Origin of the sequence: Actinomadura chibensis NBRC 106107 (assembly GCF_001552135.1) — a bacterium.
Taxonomy (GTDB): Bacteria; Actinomycetota; Actinomycetes; order Streptosporangiales; family Streptosporangiaceae; genus Spirillospora; species Spirillospora chibensis.
Window position 1 is genome coordinate 162,276 of the sequence record NZ_BCQP01000015.1, and the last position, 15,042, is coordinate 177,317.

Sequence of the window (15,042 nt, forward strand, 5' to 3'; positions counted from 1 at the left end):
AGTCGGACGCTCAGCGCGGCGGCGTGCTCGGCGACCAGCGCACCCATGCGGGCCGGGTCCTTCCTCGCCTACCTGCTGTCGCGGAACGGCATGTCGCTGAAGGACGTCACCCGGGTCAACATGACGCCGACCAGGCGGGCGCGGCGTTAGCCGCCAAGCGCGTCGAGGCGGCGGTGACCTGGGAGCCGTGGCTCACCAACGCGGTCAAGAAGAACGAGGACGGCCTCGTGCTCGCCAGCACCCGCGAGTACCCGACGATCCTCGCCGACACCATCGGGTTCCGCCCGGACGTGGTGAAGGGCGACCGCGCGGCCGTCCAGGGGTTCGTCCAGGCCATGGCGGACGCGGCCAAGCGCCCGGTCAAGGAGATCGCGGGGCTGCTGGAGTACGCGACCCTGTGCGACCTCGCCGCCAACAAGCGCTACTTCGGCACCGCGTCCGCGCCGGGCGACCTGTACAAGGTGTTCGCCGAGGCGGGCGCCTTGTCGGTGGCCTCGGCGCTGGCGCTGTGGGCGCTCGTCACCTACACCGGCCTGGTCGACCCGTTCTTCCTGTCCAGCCCGAGCGCGGTCGCCGCCGCGTTCGCCGACATGGTCACCGAGCAGGGGTTCCTCGGCGACATCGCGGCGAGCTTCCTGCGCATCGCCGCCGGGTTCGCGCTGGCGTGCGGCGCGGCCGTCCGGTCGGCATCGCGATCGGGGCGTCGCCGCGGGTCCAGGCCCTGCTGGAGCCGATCATCGGCGCCGTCCGCTACATGCCCGCGTCCGCGTTCATCCCGCTGCTCATCATCTGGTTCGGGATCGGCGAGACCGAGAAGGTCTCCGTGATCGTCATTGGGGTGTTCTGCCCGCTCGCGCTGCTCGTCGCGGACGTGGCGGCGGGCACGCCGCGGCAGTTCCGCGACATCGCCTACACGCTCGGTGCGACCCGCTCGCAGGCGTTCGTCCGGGTGTTCCTGCGCGCCTCGCTGCCGGGCGTCGTCGACCTGATGCGCGTGTCGTTCGGCTGGGCGTGGACGTACGTGATCGGCGCCGAGCTCGTCGCGGCGAGCAAGGGCGTCGGGTACGTGATCCTGTCCGCCAGCCGCTACCAGTCGACCGACCAGATCATGGCCGGGGTCCTGACCATCGGCGGGGGTCGCCCAGCGATGAGCGCGATCACCGTGCGGAACGTGACGAAGGACTTCATCCACGGCCGCCGTTCGGCGCGAGCCCTGGAAGGGATCGACCTCGCGATCGCGGACGGCACGTTCACGTGCCTCGTCGGCGCGTCCGGCTGCGGGAAGTCGACCCTGCTGAACATCATCGCCGGGCTGCTCAGCCCGACCAGCGGGAGCGTCCTCGTTAACGACCGGCCCGTCGAGGGGCCGGGACCCGACCGCGGCCCGCGCCGCGCGGCGTCCCGAAGGCGGTCCGCCACGAGGTCTCCGCCGGTCTGCTGGACGAGATGGGCCTGGCCGAGTTCGCCTCCTCCTATCCGCGCGAACTGTCCGGCGGAATGGCGCAGCGCGCGGCCATCGCGCGGGCGCTCGCCAACGAGCCCGACGTCCTGCTGATGGACGAGCCCTTCGGCGCCCTCGACGCCCTCACCCCAGCGTTTCCTCACCGACGTGTGGCAGCGGCACAACCGGACGATCGTCTTCTTCACCCACGACGTCGAAGAGGCCATCCTGCTCGCCGAGACCATTGTGGTCATGCCGGGCCGCGTGCGGGAGGTCATCGAGGTCGACCTGCCGCGTCCGCGCACCACGGAAATGGTCACGGAGCCGGAATTCACCGGGTACAAGCGCGCCATTCTGGACGTCATTCTGCGGTGACCGCCGAAGGGCGCGGGGGCGGCGGTCCCGCTTCCAGATGGGGCCCCGTGGCGCGGTGGGCCCCGGCCTGGCCGGGTCCGGCCGCCGCGCCCGCACGGTCGGCCCGGAGGACGACCGCCGGGCGTTTCCGGCGTCCGGACGCGGTAAATCGACGATCCGAGCGACCACCGGCGGGGTGATTCGTCGATCCGGAACCATTCCGAGAAATGATCAACGGAATCGGTCCCGGCGGCTCCCGCCGCCGATCCGCGGCGGGAACTCGGCTGTGGCATCATCTCCCGCGACCCGGAGTGTCCATTGGGGACATGGACGCGCGGATGATCGTCACGGAGGCGGGCGGTTCTCCCTCCGGCCGAGTTTCCGCAGAGGAGTCTTCGATGGGTTCTCCCGACGACCGGACCGGCGAGTCTTCGAAGGGCTTCCCCGACGACCGGGCCGGTGATTTCGTCCTCGACTTCCCGACGGCGGTGGCGCCGGAGTACCGGAACCGCTCGGCCCTGGCGACGAGCCCGCCGCTGTTCGTCCTGCGGGTCCCCGAGTCCGCGCACCCGGACGGCGTGGACCGCGTCGTCCGGGCGCTGCGCGCGGCGCTCACCGACAACGGGAAGCTCGTGCCGCTGGCCCACCTGTCGACCGAGGACGACTCCGAGCTGCTGTCCGACACCGCCGGGTTCCGGCTGATGATGGGCGCGCCCGAGCACATGACGCCCGACCGGTACCCGAACTTCCTGGTGATGCGGGACCTCGTCGACTTCGTCCGGGAGAACCGGGACGCGTGGCGGAGCGGCCCGCAGGCGCGGAACCTGCGGCGGCACGCCAGCGAGCGGCGGGCCCAGCGCGGCGGCCCGCTGGCCTTCACCAGGATGGAGGGCCCGAACCCGGACGGGCTCATGGGCTTCCTGATGAGGATCAGCTGGCTCTCGTTCGTGCAGCGGCTGCCGAAATGGGTCTGGGCCCGCTGGACGTCCCGCCGGGTGATGCGCCGGTGGCTGGGCGCGGAGCGGATCGCCGGAGGCGGCAAGAACCTGTACCGGGTGATGGACACCGCGGGCGACGTGTGGAGCTCGCAGTTACGCAACGACCCCGAGCACGAAGAGGCGCTCCAGCAGCTCGACCAGCTCCTCTTCCGCGCCCTGCTGGAGGACCTGCGCACCCCCGCCGTCGGCGGGATCCTGCCCCGGCGGCGGCGCCGGACCTCCCGCCCGGTCATCCTCGTGGAACTGCCCCCGCCCGGCCGGGACGGCTCCCGGGCGGCCGAGCGGTTCCTGCGCTCGGCCCACGCCGCGGCCGCCACGGCCCGTCCGCCCGGTCCGCTGGTCGTGGCCGTGGGGCTGCCGTCCTCGGCGCTGCTCGCCGACCTCGGCGACCCGGCCGAGGCCAACTTCGCCCAGGCCGCCGCCCGGCTCGCCGAGAAGGACGGCCCGCCGGTGCTCGTGTCCTTCTCCCCGGAGGCGCTCGGCAGGCGCGGGCTCGACCTGCGCAAGGTGGCGCCGCGGACGTTCAGGTTCGGCTGGGCGGTCCCCGCGGCGATCATGACCTGCGCGTCCCTCCTGGTCGCAGGCACCGCCGCGGGGCTGATCGCGCGGCAGGTGCTCGGCGACCGGAGCTGCGTCGGCGGCACCGCGTCCCTGTCCACCCGGACCGCTCCGACGCCGACCGACCCCAAGGGCTGGTACGACGCGGCGGTGCGCGAGATCGGCGAGCAGAACAGGCGCGCCGAGAAGGCCGCCGCCGACGGCAAGACCGTCCGGACCGTGGTGGCGTTCGAGTCCAGCGTCCCGAAGGACGAGAACGAGACGCGCTTCGACGGGACGATCCCGGAGCTGCGCGGCATCGCGCTGTGGCAGAAGAAGCTGCTCGACACCACGGTGTCCAACGACCGGGTCGTGGGGCTCCGGGTCGACGTCAGGCCCACCGGCCAGATGTTCGCGAACGCCGTCCCGGAGGCGCGGCGGCTCGTCACCGAGGTGCGGCGGCAGGCGGCCGACAGGACCATCCCCGCGTACGCCCGGATCGTCGGCGTCCTCGGCTACGCGCAGAGCCGCCGCGAGACCCGGGACGCGCTGGAGGTGCTCGGCGCGGCGGGCATCCCCACGATCGGCACCACCGCGACCGCCGACGAGATGTCCGCCGGCAACGCGAGCCTCAGCTACTGGCCGTTCACCCCGTCCAACTCGACCGAGGCGCGGATCGAGGCCGACTTCGCGAGCGGGCGCAACATCGTCGCCGCGCCCGGCTCGGGCGACCGCTGCTCCCCCGCCCGCCGGGCCCTCATCATCGAGAGCTCGGCGGACCTCTACAGCCGCAGCCTCGCCGACAAGTTCCGCGCCGCGTTCCCCGGCGGCACCCAGGTGTTCGACTTCAACCAGGAGGGCCGTTTCGAGCCCGGGCCGACGACCAACGCGACGAGCATGTCCAGCGCGGACGACCTGGCACGCGCATTGTGCGGGGCGCTGAAGGCCGAGCCCGCGACCGTCGTGTACTGGTCGGCGCGGGCCCGCGACTTCACGGCCTTCATCGACGCCATGGACACCCAGGGCACCTGCACCGCCGACGACATCACCGTCCTCGGCGGGAACGAGCTCACCAACGTCGCCCTCACCGGCGCCTTCAACGACAAGGGCTGGCTCCGGCTGTACTACTCCGCGCACCGGCTGCCCGCGACGGACCCGCGGGCGAGCGACAAGACCCGCGAGTTCGTCGACGCCTACACCGCGTTCGTGAAGCGCACCACGAAGGGCGCCGACCCCTGGGTCCAGGACGGTCACTCCGCCGTGTCCTACGACGCCTTCCACGCCCTGTCGCAGGCCGTCAACCAGGCCAGGCAGCCCAACGGAGAGGTCCTCCCCCAGGCTCCCGTCGTCGCGCTCCGCGGGGGCGTCACGTTCGACGGCGCGACCGGCTGGGTGTCGTACGGGCAGGGCACGAACGCCCCGCCCACGGACAAGACCCTCGTCCTGCTCCGCCAGTTCGCGGACCATCCGGAGGCCGTCGTCGTATGCGGCGCGTACAGGAAGGGCGCGTCGAGCCGCGAGGAGGGCCCGCCCTGCTCCCGCTGAGGCGGCGCGCCAGTCCGGTCGGGTCGCGAGGCTCCGTGGACGGCGGGCACGCGGCCAATCCGCGTCTCACGGGCCGGTAGATCTTTTGTTCGTCCTGCTCAGCGGCGTTTTTATCGTTTCGTCCCTGCCTCGTCGGCTATGCCGTCCAAGAGGGACGTCGACGAAGCGAAGTGGTCACCATGGCAGAGACAGGCACCAAGGACCGCGCGAGCGACCAGGCCGCGAAGACCGCCCAGAGCGCCCTGGACGTTCCGGTCCAGCAGCTGAAGGACGCGGGCCGGGAGGTCGTCAAGGCGCTGATGGTGCAGACGCTGGAGAAGGCCACCGGCCGGATCGAGGGCCTGGCCCACCGTCTGAACGACGCCGCGGACGGCGCGGGCGCCGGGACGAAGGCCGCGGCCGCCGGGGCGGAGGCGCTCGCCGAGGGCAAGTCCCCGCTCAAGGCGGGGGTCGGAGCGGGCATGGCCGGAGTGAAGGAGAAGGCGAAGCAGGTCGTCGGAGCCGGAGGCGGCGACGGCGATGGCGGTGACAAGACGAAGGTCACCACCATCATCGAGCAGTTCGACGTCGGGCTGCCGAGGCGGGTCGCCTACGACCAGTGGACGCGGTTCACCGACTACCCGAGCTTCACGAAGAAGGTGGAGAGCGTCGAGCAGGAGTCGGACGAGAAGCTCAACTGGCGGGCGCAGATCTTCCTGTCCCACCGCACCTGGGAATCGACGATCATCGAGCAGGTCCCGGACGAGCGGATCGCCTGGAAGTCCAAGGCCCCGCACGGCTACGTCGACGGCTCGGTGACCTTCCACGAACTGGCGCCGACCCTGACGCGGATCCTGCTGGTGGCCGAGTACCACCCGGACGGCTTCTTCGAGAAGACCGCGAACCTCTGGCGCGCCCAGGGCCGCCGCCTCCGCGCGGACTTCAAGCACATCAAGCGCCACATGATGACGCAGACCCTCCTGCAGCAGGACGAGGTCGAGGGCTGGCGCGGCGAGATCCGCGACGGCGAGGTCGTCAAGTCGCACGAGGACGCGCTCAAGGAGGAAGAGGGAGAGAAGGAAGAGACGGAAGAGAAGAGCGAGAAGGACCAGCCGGACGAGAAGGACGAGAAGGACCAGCAAGACCAGCAGGAGCAGCCAGAGCAGCAGGACCAGGAGAAAGCCGAGTCCGAGTAGGGGAGACGATGGCCGACGAGCGCCGAGAGCGAGACGAGCGGGACGAGCGCGACCAGCGGGGCGAGCGGGACGAACGCCCTGGGCGCGATGAGTCGGACGCGTCGCAGGGCCTCACCGGCAGGACCCTGACCCCGGACAAGCGTCCGCGGACCAGCGAGAGCCCGGACGTGTTCCTCGATGTCCCGGAGCTGAAGGTGGAGGAGATCTCCTTCGAGCTGGAGGACCTGGAGGCGCACGTCTCGCTCGTGGCCCAGGTCCTCGACCTGCTCAAGCTGAACGTCGGGGCGGACGTCCGCCTCGGCAGGGTCAAGCTGGACATCAAAGGGGTCGGGGCGCAGGCGCGCCTGGAGGTCCGGCTCGACAACGTGGCCGTCATCGTCGACCGCGTCCTGACCACGCTCGACCGCAACCCGGAGATCCTCCAGCACATCGGACGGGGCGTCGAGGCGGCGACGCGCGACCTCGGCTCCGGCGCGGGCACCGCCGTGGGCGAGGTCGGCAAGGGCGCGAAGGGCGCCGTCGAGGACGTCGGCCGGGGCGCGGGCGGCGCCGTCCAAAGCGTCGGCAAGGGCGCGGGCGGGGCCGTCGAGAACGTCGGCGAGGGCGCGGGCGGAGCCGTCCGAGACGTAGGCAGAGGCGCGGGCGGAGCCGTCGACAAGGTCGGCGAAGGCGCAGGCGGAGCCGTCCGAGACGTAGGCAGAGGCACCGGCGGAGCCGTCGAGAACGTCGGCGAAGGCGCAGGCGGAGCCGTCCGAGACGTCGGCAAGGGCACCGGCGACGCAGTCGAGAACGTCGGCGAAGGCGCAGGCGAAGGCGTCCGCGACGTCGGCAAGGGCACCGGCGACGCAGTCGAGAACGTCGGCGAAGGCGCAGGCGAAGGCGTCCGCGACGTCGGCAAGGGAACGGGCGAGGCCGTCGAAAACGTCGGCGAAGGCGCGGGCGACGCGGCCAAGGGCGCTGGAGAAGGCGCGGGCGAGGCGGCCGGGAAGGCCGGAGAGGCGGCCGGGAAGACCGCCGAAAGCGCCACCGGAGCCACCGGCGACGAAAAGGACGAGAACGGCGAGGAAGGCGACAACGAAAACACCGAAGACAGCGAAGACGGCGAGAAGACGAAATCAGATAATGGATCGCAGAACGGCGAGGAAACCGAGGAGGGCGACGACGGCGAGGAGATCACGGCTCTTCACACCGCGCTTCACGAGACCGGGGAATCGGTCCGCGACCTCGGCCGTTCCCTTCTCCGGGTGCTCTCCCAGTACACCCCTTCCCACAACGAGGAGAAGGAGAAGAGCGGCAGTGGCTCGTGACGACTATCCCGACGCCGGACGACGCGACCAGGCGGACATCCTCTTCACCGCCACGGTGCGGGCCGACGAGATCCGCTTCGACGTGGCGCCCGAAAGCTCGGTGACGTTCACCGCCGACGCCGACGACGATTCCACGTCCGGGAGCGACCGCGTCAATCTCCCGGACGAGGTGAAGGAGAACACCACCTACCGCGACGTCCGGATCGATTACGCCATCGCGGCGAAACTCGCGCGGGATTAGAACCGGACGTTCGGGTAGTTGGTCGCGTATGTCCGCCACGCTGCAACGTGATCTCGCGGCCCGGGTCGACGGCGAGGTGCGGTTCGACGCCGGTTCGCGGGCCGCCTACGCCCACGACGCCTCCAACTACCGGCAGCCGCCGATCGGCGTGGTGGTCCCCCGGAACGTGGACGCGGCCGTCGCGGCGGTCGAGGTCTGCAGGGAGCACGACGTCCCCGTCCTGTCCCGGGGCGGCGGGACGAGCCTCGCCGGGCAGTGCTGCAACGAGGGCGTCGTGATCGACTGGTCCAAGTACTGCGACCGGCTGGTGTCGGTCGACCCGGAGCGCCGCCGGGCGGTCGTCGAGCCCGGCGCCTGCCTGGACGACCTCAACGGCGAGCTCGCCGAGCACGACCTGATGGTGGGGCCGCGGCCGTCGACGCACGACGCGTGCACGATCGGCGGGATGATCGGCAACAACTCCTGCGGGGCGTCCGCCCAGGCCTACGGCAAGATGGCCGACTCGGTGGCGCGCCTTGAGGTGCTCACCTACGACGGCGTCCGGACGTGGGTCGGCCCGACGCCCCCCGAGGAGTACGAGCGGATCCTCGCCGGCGGGGGCCGCCGCGCGGAGATCTACCGGCGGCTGCACGAGCTGGTCGAGGCGAACCTCGCGCGGATCCGCACCGGCTACCCCGAGATCCCCCGGCGGGTGTCCGGCTACAACCTCGACGCGCTCCTGCCCGAGAACGGCTTCGACCTCGCCCGCGCGCTCGTCGGCACGGAGTCGACGCTCGTCACCGTCCTGCACGCCGAGATCACGCTGTTCCCGGTGCCGCCCTTCCAGTCGCTCGTCGTCCTCGGCTACGACGACGTCGCCGCCGCCGGGGACGCCGTCCCGGCGGTGGCGCGGCACGAGCCGATCGCGCTGGAGGGCGTCGACCGGACGCTCATCGACATGGCCCGCGCCGAGCGCGTGGTCGGCGAGGAGGCCCTGCGGGACATCCCGGAGGGCTCGGGCTGGCTCATGGCGCGCTTCGCCGGGGACACCCGCGAGCAGGCCGACGAGCGGGCCGACCGCCTGCTGCGGGACGTCCACCGCTCCGAGCACGACCCGAGGGTCGCCTACCTCGACGACCCGGAGGCCGAGCTGCGGCTGTGGAAGGTCCGGGAGGCGGGGCTCGGCGCGACCGCGTACCCGCCGGGCGGCCGGGACACCCACGAGGGCTGGGAGGACGCGGCGGTCCCGCCCGACCGGCTCGGCGACTACCTGCGCGACTTCCGGTCGCTGCTGGAGGAGTTCGGCTACGGGTCCTGCTCGCTGTACGGGCATTTCGGGCAGGGCTGCGTCCACACCAGGATCCCCTTCGACCTGGACGACCCCGAGGGCGTCGAAACCTACCGCAGGTTCGCCGAGCGCGCCGCGCGGCTGGTGACGTCCTACGGCGGGTCGCTGTCCGGCGAGCACGGGGACGGGCAGTCGCGCGCCGAGCTGCTGACGGTCATGTTCGGCGAGGAGATCGTCGGGCTGTTCGGCCGCTGCAAGGAGATCTTCGACCCGCGCGACCGGATGAACCCGGGCAAGGTCGCCGCGCCCGCCGAGTTCCGCGCGCCGTCCGGGAGCCCCGGCGTGCTCCGGCTGGACGAGAACATCGGCCGCCGCGGCTACCACCCGGACGAGCCGCGCACGCATTTCCACTACAGCGACGACCACGGCCGGTTCACCCACGCGGCGGGCCGCTGCGTCGGCATCGGGAAGTGCCGCGCGTCGTCCGGCGGCGTGATGTGCCCGAGCTACCGGGTGACGCACGAGGAGAGGCACACGACGCGCGGGCGGTCGCGACTGCTCCTGGAGATGATGCGCGGCATGCAGGAGGGCGGCGAGGACGCCGTCGTCAAGGACGGCTGGCGGTCCAAAGACGTCCACGAGGCGCTCGACCTGTGCCTGGCGTGCAAGGGATGCAAGAGCGACTGCCCGGTCAACGTGGACATGGCGACCTACAAGGCGGAGTTCCTCTCCCACCACTACCGGCATCGGGTCCGTCCGCGCTCGCACTACTCGATGGGGTGGCTGCCGGTGTGGGCGCGGCTGGCGGCGCTCGCGCCCGGCGCGGTGAACGCGCTCGCCCACGCGCCGGTGCTCGACCGGGCCGTCAAGGCCGCCGGGGGCATCGACCGGCGCCGCACCCTGCCGCGCTTCGCGAGGCAGCGCCTCACCACCTGGTTCCGCGAACGGGACGGCGAGCGGGGCGAACGGGAGGAGCGCGCGGACGCGCCGGCGGTCGTCCTGTGGCCGGACACGTTCACCGACAACTTCCACCCGAGTGCGGGACAGGCCGCGGTCCGCGTCCTTGAGGCGGCGGGGTTCCGGGTGGAGATGCCGCCGCCCGGGCTGTGCTGCGGGCTCACCTGGATCTCCACCGGCCAGCTCGGCGTCGCCGCGCGGGCGCTGCGCCGGACCGCCCGCGCGCTGGCGCCGCGGCTGCGCGCCGGGACCCCGGTGATCGTCCTCGAGCCGAGCTGCGCCGGGGTGTTCCGCGCCGACGCCGCCGAGCTGCTGCCGGACGACCCGGACGTCCGGCTCCTCGCGAAGCGGACCCATTCGCTCGCCGAGCTCCTCCTCGACCGGGCGCCGCAGGCGATCGCCGCGCCGCCGCCTGGCACCGGCCGGGAGGCCATCGCCCAGCCGCACTGCCACCAGCACGCCGTGTGGGGGTTCGACGCCGACCGGGAGGTGCTGCGCCTCGCGGGCGTCCGGGCCGAGGTCCTCGACGTGGGCTGCTGCGGGCTGGCGGGCAACTTCGGCTTCGAGCGCGGCCACTACGAGGTGTCGACGGGCGCGGCCGAGCTCGGGCTGTGGCCCCGCGTCCGCGACGCCGCCCCGGACACGGCCGTGCTGGCGGACGGGTTCTCCTGCCGCACCCAGATCGCGGACGGCACCGGCGTCCGCGCCCTGCACCTCGCCGAGCTCCTCGCGGAGGCACAGGGGCTCGCATGAACGGGCCTCGCACGGCCGGAGACCGCTTCTACCCGCCGCAGGTGCTCCGGGAGTACGCGCTCATCGCGGACGGCGAGCGGGGCGCCGTCGTCGGCCCGCGCGGCGAGTTCTGCTGGATGTGCGCGCCCCGCTGGGACGACGACGCCGTGTTCGCGTCCATGATCGGCGGGCCGGGGATCTACGCCGTGACGCCGCGCGCGCGGTTCGTGTGGGGCGGCGCCTACGAGCCCGGCACCCTGATCTGGCGCAGCCGGTGGGTGACGGTCGACGGGATCGTCGAGTGCCGGGAGGCGCTCGCGTTCCCCGGCGAGCCCGGCCGCGCGGTGCTGCTCCGGCGGATCCTCGCCCGCGACGGGGACGCCCGGGTGCGCGTCGTGTGCGACCCGCGTCCCGGGTTCGGCGCCGTCCGGCCGGACTTCCGCGGCGCGTGGGAGGCGGACGCCGGCGGGCTCTGGTTCCGGTGGACGGGCGCGCCGGGGGCGACGCCGGGCGACGGCCTCGAACTCGACCTCACCGTCCCCGCCGGGGACCACCACGACCTGGTCCTGGAGATCGCGGACCGGCCGCTCCGCGAAGCCGCGCCCGACCCCGGCCGCGCCTGGCGCGACACGGAGCGGGCGTGGGAGCGCGCCGTCCCGCGCCTGCGCACCGTCGCCGACCGGGACGCCCGCCACGCCTACGCCGTCATGCGCGGCCTCACCGGCGCGGACGGCGGCATGGTCGCCGCGGCCACCACCAGCCTCCCCGAGCGCAGCGAGGCCGGGCGCGACTACGACTACCGCTACGTCTGGATCCGCGACCAGTGCTTCGCGGGCGTCGCGGCGTCCGCCGCCGGGGCCCTCCCGCTGCTGGACGACGCGGTCCGCTTCGTCGGCGCGCGGCTCCTGGAGGACGGCCCGCGCCTCAAGCCCGCCTACACGAGCACAGGCGGGGCGGTGCCCGGGCAGCGTCCGCTGGACCTCCCCGGCTATCCGGGCGGCTACGACCGGGTGGGCAACCGCGTGACCGAGCAGTTCCAGCTGGACGCCTTCGGCGACGCGCTCCTGCTGTTCGCCGAGGCCGACCGGCACGGCAGGCTCGACGGCGACGGGCGGCGGGCCCTGCGCGCGGCGGCGGACGCCGTGCGGGCGCGCTGGCGGGAACCGGACGCCGGCGTCTGGGAACTGGACGACCGCAGATGGACGCACAGCGCGCTGAACTGCGCCGCCGGGCTCCGGGCCGTCGGCGAGGCGGAGGCGGCGGACGCGATCGTGGCGGAGACGGCGTCCCACGCGACGCACCCGACGGGGCGCTGGCAGCGCTCCCCGGGCGACCCGCGCCTGGACGGCGCGCTGCTGCTCCCCGCGATCCGCGGCGCCGTCCCCCCGGACGACCCGCGCGCCCTCCGCACGCTGGAGGACTACATCGCCCAGCTCACCGACGACGGGTACGCCTACCGGTTCCGGCACGACGACCGTCCGCTGGGCGAGGCCGAGGGCGCGTTCCTGCTGTGCGGGTTCCTCGTCGCGCTCGCCACGCACCAGCAGGGGAACGTGCCCGCCGCGCTGCGCTGGTTCGAGCGCAACCGCTCCGCGTGCGGGCCCGCCGGGCTCTTCTCCGAGGAGTACGACGTGGAGCAGCGGCAGATGCGCGGGAACCTCCCGCAGGCGTTCGTCCACGCGCTGCTCCTGGAGTGCGCGGCGCGCCTCAACGGATGAAGTGAAGGAGAACCGATGCGTGATCAGGTCGTCGTCATCACGGGCGCCAGCGCGGGGACCGGGCGGGCCGCCGCCCGCGCCTTCGCCGCGCGCGGCGCGCGGATCGCGCTGCTCGCCCGCGGCCGCGCCGGGCTCGACGCCGCCGCGGCCGACGTCGAGGAGCTCGGCGGGACCGCCCTGCCCCTGACCGTGGACGTGGCCGACCCCGACCAGGTCGAGTCGGCCGCCGAGCGGGTCGAACGCGAACTCGGCCCGATCCGGGTCTGGGTGAACAACGCGTTCACCGGCGTCTTCGCGCCGTTCGAGGAGATCACGCCCGCCGAGTACCGCCGCGTCACCGAGGTCACCTACCTCGGGACGGTCCACGGCACGCGCGCCGCGCTCGCCCGGATGAGGCCGCGGAACGCCGGAGTGATCGTCCAGGTCGGGTCCGCGCTCGCCTACCGCGGGATCCCGCTGCAGGCGCCGTACTGCGGCGCGAAGCACGCCATCGAGGGGTTCACCGAGTCGCTGCGGGCCGAGCTGCTGCACGACCGGAGCGGGGTCAAGGTGACGATGGTGCAGCTCCCCGCGCTGAACACGCCGCAGTTCGGCTGGGTCCGGTCGCGGCTGCCGCGGCACCCGCAGCCGGTGCCGCCGATCTACCAGCCGGAGGTCGCCGCCCGCGCGATCGTCCACGCGGCCGAGCATCCGCGCCGCCGGGAGCGCTGGGTCGGCGGCTCCACGATCGCCACACTGCTCGCCGAGAAGGTCGTCCCCGGACTGCTCGACCGGTACCTCGGCCGGACCGGGTACGACTCGCAGCAGACCGGCGAGCGGCGGGACGGGAACCCGGCGGGCAACCTCTGGGAGCCGTGCGACGCCGACCGCGACCACGGCGCGCACGGCGGCTTCGACGACCGCGCGAAGCGGCGCAGCCTGCTGCTCGCCGCGCAGACCTGGCGGTTCCGCTGATCACTTCTTCCCGGCGCGGTGCGGGAGGAGTTCCTGCATCTTGACCTTGATGCCCTTCCGGACGACGCCGAGCCGGTCCTCGTCGCCCTTCAGCAGGGCCTCGGCGCTGTCCTTCATCTGCTCGAAGGACGCGTGCGGCGGGATCGGCGGGACGTTCGGGTCGACGCGGACGTCCAGCAGCGTCGGCCGGTCGGCGGCGAGGGCCTCGTCCCACGCCGTGGCGATCTGGCCGGGCTCGTCCACCCGGATGGCGTTGAGGCCGTTGCTCGCGGCGAACGCGGCGTAGTCGCACTCGGGGAGCGTCTGCGACTCGGTGAACTTCGGCGCGCCCTGCATCGCGCGCATCTCCCAGGTGACCTGGTTGAGGTCGTTGTTGTGCAGGACGGCGACGATCAGCCGCGGGTCGTCCCACTGCCGCCAGTAGTGCCTGATGGTGAGCATCTCGGCGAGGCCGTTCATCTGCATCGCGCCGTCGCCCTCGAACACGATCACGGGACGGCCCGGGTGCCCGAACTTCGCGCCGATCCCGTACGGGACGCCGGGTCCCATCGTGGCGAGCGTCCCGGACAGGGAGCCGCGCACGCCGTCGGGGAAGCTCAGGTTGCGCGCGTACCAGTTGGCGGCCGAGCCCGAGTCGGCGACGACGATCGCGTCCTCCGGCATCCGCCGCGACAGCTCGTGGAACAGCCGCATCGGGTTGATCGGGTCGGCGTCGACCATCGCCTCGTCGGCCACCGTCTCCCGCCAGCTCCGCACGTTCGACTCGACCGTCTCGCGCCATCCGCGGTCGCTCTTGCGCTCCAGCAGCGGTATCAGGGCGCGCAGCGTGGAGGCGGCGTCGCCGACGAGGTTGACCTCGTACGGGTACCGCATGCCGATCAGCTTGGGATCGATGTCGATCTGGACGCCGCGCGCCTGGTCCAGGTCGGGCATGAACTGGGTGTAGGGGAAGCTGGACCCGACCGTGAGCAGGGTGTCGCAGTCGTTCATCAGCTCGTAGCTCGGACGGGTGCCGAGCAGCCCGATCGAGCCCGTGACGTAGGGCAGTTCGTCCGGCAGGACGTCCTTGCCGAGCAGCGCCTTCGCGACGCCCGCGCCCAGGAGGTCCGCGACCTCCCGCAGTTCCGGGGCCGCGCCCCTGGCGCCCGCGCCCGCGAGGATCGCGACCCTCCGTCCGGCGTTCAGGACGTCGGCGGCGCGCCGGATCGCCTCCGCGTCGGCGCTGACGGACGGCAGCGCGACCCCGAGGCTGGACGGGACCATCTTGAACGCGTGCTTCGGCGGGCTGTACTCCAGCTCCTGCACGTCGGCCGGGATGATCACGGCCGTCGGGGCCCGCTCGGCCGTCGCGACGCGGATCGCCCGGTCCAGCACGTTCGGCAGCTGCTCCGGGACGGTGACCATCTGGATGTACTCGCTGGCCACGTCCTTGTAGAGCGACATGAGGTCGATCTCCTGCTGGTAGGAGCCGCCCATGGCGCTGCGGTTGGTCTGCCCGACGATCGCCACCACGGGCACGTGGTCGAGCTTGGCGTCGTACAGCCCGTTCAGCAGATGGACGGCGCCGGGGCCCGACGTCGCCGCGCACACGCCGACCCGTCCGGTGAACTTGGCGTAGCCCACCGCCTCGAACGCGCTCATCTCCTCGTGCCGCGCCTGGACGAACTGCGGCTCGTTCCCAGCGCGTCCCCAGGCGGCGAGAAGCCCGTTGATCCCGTCGCCCGGATACCCGAACACCTTCTCGACACCCCACTCGCGCAGGCGCGCCAGCAGATGGTCGCCGACCGTCGTCGATGGCATGGAACGGCTCTCCTTC

At 72.9% G+C, this 15,042-nt stretch carries 10 protein-coding genes and 2 pseudogenes; 11 read left to right on the top strand and 1 reads right to left on the bottom strand.

What is annotated here, in order from left to right; all coding sequences use genetic code 11:
* Window positions 1-173 precede the first annotated feature (173 nt).
* The 11 genes and pseudogenes from ACH01S_RS43295 (at window position 174) to ACH01S_RS43310 (ending at window position 13,226) form a co-directional block, all read left to right on the top strand.
* A complete protein-coding gene (locus ACH01S_RS43295) occupies window positions 174-827 on the top strand; it encodes a hypothetical protein (RefSeq protein WP_067887692.1) in 654 nt (217 codons plus the stop codon).
* A pseudogene (locus tag ACH01S_RS45760) lies at window positions 737-1,327 on the top strand (ABC transporter permease); the annotation flags it as partial. The gene ACH01S_RS43295 and the pseudogene ACH01S_RS45760, both read left to right, overlap by 91 nt.
* Before the next feature lie 119 nt (window positions 1,328-1,446).
* Window positions 1,447-1,509, top strand: a pseudogene (locus tag ACH01S_RS45765) (hypothetical protein); the annotation flags it as partial.
* Window positions 1,510-1,609: 100 nt separating this feature from the next.
* Window positions 1,610-1,816 (top strand): hypothetical protein, encoded by a 207-nt coding sequence (locus ACH01S_RS45770; RefSeq protein WP_246237091.1) that lies wholly within the window; start codon window positions 1,610-1,612, stop codon window positions 1,814-1,816.
* 377 nt (window positions 1,817-2,193) lie between these two features.
* Window positions 2,194-4,875: a type 1 periplasmic-binding domain-containing protein gene (locus ACH01S_RS08965; protein WP_067887694.1), complete on the top strand. Its 2,682-nt coding sequence runs from the start codon at window positions 2,194-2,196 to the stop codon at window positions 4,873-4,875.
* A gap of 179 nt (window positions 4,876-5,054) precedes the next feature.
* Entirely contained in the window at window positions 5,055-6,050 is a 996-nt protein-coding gene (locus tag ACH01S_RS45140) for an SRPBCC family protein (protein ID WP_067887821.1), read from the top strand.
* Window positions 6,051-6,058: 8 nt separating this feature from the next.
* Entirely contained in the window at window positions 6,059-7,357 is a 1,299-nt protein-coding gene (locus ACH01S_RS45145; protein ID WP_067887696.1) for a hypothetical protein, read from the top strand.
* Window positions 7,347-7,598 carry a hypothetical protein gene (locus ACH01S_RS08980; RefSeq protein ID WP_083980473.1) on the top strand — a complete coding sequence of 84 codons (252 nt, stop codon included), beginning with the start codon at window positions 7,347-7,349 and terminating at the stop codon, window positions 7,596-7,598. The genes ACH01S_RS45145 and ACH01S_RS08980 overlap by 11 nt, the downstream gene beginning before the upstream one ends.
* 28 nt (window positions 7,599-7,626) lie before the next feature.
* A complete protein-coding gene (locus ACH01S_RS08985; RefSeq protein ID WP_067887699.1) occupies window positions 7,627-10,575 on the top strand; it encodes an FAD-binding and (Fe-S)-binding domain-containing protein in 2,949 nt (982 codons plus the stop codon).
* The gene (locus tag ACH01S_RS43305; protein ID WP_067887702.1) at window positions 10,572-12,272 is read left to right on the top strand and encodes a glycoside hydrolase family 15 protein; all 1,701 of its coding nucleotides are present in this window, start codon (window positions 10,572-10,574) and stop codon (window positions 12,270-12,272) included. The genes ACH01S_RS08985 and ACH01S_RS43305 overlap by 4 nt, the downstream gene beginning before the upstream one ends.
* Window positions 12,273-12,287: 15 nt before the next feature.
* Complete coding sequence (locus ACH01S_RS43310) at window positions 12,288-13,226, top strand: SDR family oxidoreductase (protein WP_148344658.1); 939 nt, start codon at window positions 12,288-12,290, stop codon at window positions 13,224-13,226.
* Here ACH01S_RS43310 and ACH01S_RS09000 read toward each other — a convergent pair whose 3' ends face one another.
* Window positions 13,227-15,026 (bottom strand): thiamine pyrophosphate-requiring protein, encoded by a 1,800-nt coding sequence (locus ACH01S_RS09000; RefSeq protein WP_067887704.1) that lies wholly within the window; start codon window positions 15,024-15,026, stop codon window positions 13,227-13,229.
* Window positions 15,027-15,042: the final 16 nt, after the last annotated feature.